Annotated in this window: 5 protein-coding genes and 1 pseudogene; 3 read left to right on the forward strand and 3 right to left on the reverse strand. The window is 64.8% G+C overall.

The window, feature by feature from the left end:
* From EOA28_RS29060 to EOA28_RS29070, 3 genes and pseudogenes are all read left to right on the forward strand, one after another.
* Positions 1 to 289: pseudogene (locus EOA28_RS29060) on the forward strand (hypothetical protein); the annotation flags it as partial.
* Positions 286 to 1,011 (forward strand): ABC transporter ATP-binding protein, encoded by a 726-nt coding sequence (locus tag EOA28_RS29065; protein ID WP_127249210.1) that lies wholly within the window; start codon positions 286 to 288, stop codon positions 1,009 to 1,011. The pseudogene EOA28_RS29060 and the gene EOA28_RS29065, both read left to right, overlap by 4 nt.
* Complete coding sequence (locus EOA28_RS29070) at positions 1,008 to 1,814, forward strand: ABC transporter permease (protein WP_127249211.1); 807 nt, start codon at positions 1,008 to 1,010, stop codon at positions 1,812 to 1,814. The genes EOA28_RS29065 and EOA28_RS29070 overlap by 4 nt, the downstream gene beginning before the upstream one ends.
* Here EOA28_RS29070 and EOA28_RS29075 read toward each other — a convergent pair whose 3' ends face one another.
* From EOA28_RS29075 to EOA28_RS29085, 3 genes are read right to left on the reverse strand one after another with little or no spacing between them, the layout of a single operon-like run.
* Entirely contained in the window at positions 1,815 to 2,231 is a 417-nt protein-coding gene (locus EOA28_RS29075) for a c-type cytochrome (RefSeq protein ID WP_126064492.1), read from the reverse strand.
* On the reverse strand, positions 2,212 to 3,090 hold the full coding sequence (locus EOA28_RS29080; protein WP_127249212.1) for a cytochrome c oxidase assembly protein: 879 nt from the start codon (positions 3,088 to 3,090) through the stop codon (positions 2,212 to 2,214). The genes EOA28_RS29075 and EOA28_RS29080 overlap by 20 nt, the downstream gene beginning before the upstream one ends.
* Positions 3,087 to 3,428, reverse strand: coding sequence for a hypothetical protein (locus EOA28_RS29085; protein WP_126081311.1), 342 nt, complete (start codon positions 3,426 to 3,428; stop codon positions 3,087 to 3,089). Before EOA28_RS29085 ends, EOA28_RS29080 begins: the two co-directional genes overlap by 4 nt.
* Positions 3,429 to 3,507 lie beyond the last annotated feature (79 nt).

Raw genomic sequence — 3,507 nt, forward strand, 5'->3', positions numbered from 1 at the left:
GGGCGTGCAAGCGGTCGGCATCGAGATGTCACGCGACGGCGCGACTGCCTATGTCGCGCTCGGCCCAGCCAACAGGATTGCCGAGGTCGACACGAAGACATTCACGGTCAGGCGCCTCTATCTCGTCGGCCAGCGGCCCTGGCATGTTGCGCTCTCCGACGACCAGAAGCAATTGATCAGCGCCAACGGCAACTCCGGCGACATCTCCTTCATCGACCTGGAGAACCAGGAGGTCGTGAAATCGCTGCCGGTTGGGCGCGGTCCATGGGGCGTCGTGATCGGCCCATGAACGCCCTGGCCGTCGAGAATCTGAGCCACAGTTTCGGAACCCGGCAGGTTCTCCAGAATGTCTCGTTCACTGTTGCTGAAGGCAGAATGTGCATCCTGCTTGGCCGTAACGGCGCCGGAAAGACGACATTGTTCTCGCTGATCACCGGTCTCTACTACGCGCGCACCGGGCTGGTGCGTGTCTTCGATATGGCGATGCAGGCGAACCCGTCCGCCGCGCTCGCGCAAATGGGCGTCGTCTTCCAGTTGCCGACGCTCGATCTCGATCTGACGGCGGGCGAGAACCTGCGCTACCACGCCGCGCTGCACGGACTTCCGACGGAACTGAGCAAGGCGCGCTCACGGGAGGAATTGAGCCGCCTCGAAGTGCTGGACAGGATCGACGATCGGACCCGCGCGCTATCCGGCGGCCAGCGCCGGCGCGTGGAGATTGCGCGGGCGCTGATGCACGGCCCGCGCCTGCTGCTGCTCGACGAGCCGACCACCGGGCTTGACGTGCCGGGACGGCGCGCGCTCGAGCAGCATGTAAGGGATCTTTGCCGGGAACGTGGCATCGCCGTCCTATGGGCGACGCATTTTCTCGAAGAAGTAGCGCCCGCAGATGACGTCGTGGTGCTGGATCGGGGTAGGGTTTGCTGGACCGGCCCCGCGGACCGCATCGCGCCCGAGCTCGGCGTAGGAAGCGTCGCTGAAGCATTCGCTTTGCTGACGGGTTCGCCATGAAAGTCGATCACGCATTACGGGCACTCGACGGCATCTTGCGGCGGGAAATGCTGCGCTCGCTGCGGCAGCGCGCGCGCCTTTTCTCCGCAATGGTGAGGCCGCTGGTCTGGCTGGCGATTTTCGCGGCCGGCTTCCGCTCCGTTCTCGGCCTGTCGATCACGCCGCCCTACCAGACCTATGTTCTTTACGAGGTCTATGTAGTGCCTGGGCTGGCGGCCATGATGCTGCTGTTCCATGCCATGGCGAGCTCGTTGGCCATGGTCTATGACCGCGAGATGGGCAGCATGCGCCTGTTGCTGACGGCTCCGCTGCCGCGCTGGTACCTGCTTGCCGCGCGCCTGCTGGCAAGCGTGATTGTCGGTCTGCCGCTCGTCTATCTGTTTCTTTTCGTGGCGCGCTTCTGGGACGTGCGGCCGCCGGCCCTGGGCTATGTCGCCGTGTTCCCGGCGCTCGTGCTGTCGGGCTTGATGCTCGGCGCGTTCGGTCTGTTGGTCTCCTCGATGTCCACTCAGATGGAAAACTTCGCCGGCGTGATGAATTTCGTCATCTTCCCGATGTTCTTCGCCTCGACAGCGCTCTATCCGATCTGGCGCCTCGCTGAAGCCGGTCCGGTGCTGGCGACGATCGCCGCCTGGAATCCATTCAGCTCGGCGGTCGAGTTGATCCGCTTTGCGCTCTACCTGCGGTTCGACATGGGTTCCATGCTCGTTGTTGTCGCCTGTCTCGTGGCATTCTTCCTCGCGGCGGTGGCCGGTTATGATCCCGGTCGCGGCCTGTGGTCCCGGCGTGGCGGCGAGGGCTGATCATCTGAGGGCATAGAGATAGGCCGCGATGTCGCGCGCCTGCTGCTCTGTGATCCTTGTCGAGGGCATGGCGGTGTGCGGATTGATTTCCCGTGCCGAGCGGATCCAGCGGATCAGGTTCTCCGGGTTGTTCGCCAGCACACCGCCGATGTAGATGCGCCCGGCCAGGCTGCCGTCCAGCCGCGGCCCGACCTGGCCTTGCGCCCCCGGCACCCCGGGAATCGTATGGCAGCCTGAGCAGCCATTCGCTGTCATGATAGGAATGGCGCGCGCGCCCACGCCGCCGGTCGCCACGTCCGACTCGTGTTGGACACGCTCGCGGCGGTCGAGCCACAAGGTCGTCGCCGCGATTACGACCACCAGAAGCACGATCGCGACGAGGACGCCCCCGAGCAACCTAACCAGGTCGGAGCGCATGGGCCGCCTCCCTGGTTCCGCTGTTGCTTATCCAAAGGCCGGCGAGCAGCAGAGCGGCTCCGCCGTAGATCAGCCCGGCCGGCACCCACATCACAAGCCCGGCGAGTTGCTGATCCTCGAGCGGGCTCAGGCGCCAGAGCGCGGCGCCGGAGGCATTCTCCGGATACCAGAGTTTTGGCGAGACCAGCAGCAGGACACCGAGCAAGCCGGTGTGAAGCGAGGTGAAGAAAAGATGCATGACGGAAATGCCATAGGTCTGTTCTCGGCCGGAGCGCGGCAGAAGCACCCACCAGAACAGCAAGGCGGTGCCGAGGAAGCTCGCATGCTGCGCGTAATGCAGCACACCCTGCTGCAGCGCTGCCTCGAAGAGCACCGGAACATGCCAGATCCAGATCGCTATCCCATGAAGGATCGTCGCGCTGAGCGGGCGAGCGGCGAAAGCCCAGAGCGCCTGCAGCACCTTGCCACGAGTGACGTTTCCCGTCCCTCGGCGGAGTGTGGTTGGCAATGCCCACATCAAGGCCGCGCCGGGACAGGCGGCGACAAGAAGCGGCGCCGCCACGGCCATCAGCAACTCATGCTCGATCATATGGGCGGAAAATACCAGCTCGCCGAGCGCATGGATGGGGCTGACCAGCGCAACGGCCAGCACGCTCCAGCCGGCCGCGAACAACAGAGCTTGCCGTAGCCGTTCGGGACGGCCCCGGCCGCTGCGACGCCACAGACGGCCCGCGCCGAGCGCATAGATTAGTGCTATCGCAGCCAAGGGAGACGTGATGGGAAGCGCCAACGTCCATCCGGCCCCCGGCGCACCGGCGCCGTAGCATATCGAGGTGGAGAAGAAGGCGTCCAAGCTCATCGCAGGCACTCGTCGAGGATGAGCGCTGCGCTGCCCTGCATGATGATGACGAGGGCGAACAGCAATGCCGCGAGAATGCCGAGATCGGCGACGAAACGTTCGGTGCTGCGCGTGCGCTCCGGTTTGAATGCCGCGCCGCCCTGCCGCTTCGCCCGCCATGACAGCGCGCCACCAAGCAGCGAAAACACCGCGAGCAACAGCGCCACCGGTAGCACCACCTGGACCTGGCGATTGCATTGCCAATGCACGAGCGAATAGTTCAGCTGCGTCGAGATTGCCCAGGCCAAAGGCCCCGACAACAAACCTCCCCAGGACGTGCCCAGCCGCAGCGCGCGCATCTCAGCCTAACCTCGGTAGCCAGTAGATGAGGAGGTAGATCGGAATCCAGGTGAGGACCACGAAGTCCCAGTAGAAGAC

The sequence above is a fragment of the Mesorhizobium sp. M2A.F.Ca.ET.067.02.1.1 genome, assembly GCF_004023285.1.
Lineage (GTDB): Bacteria > Pseudomonadota > Alphaproteobacteria > Rhizobiales > Rhizobiaceae > Mesorhizobium.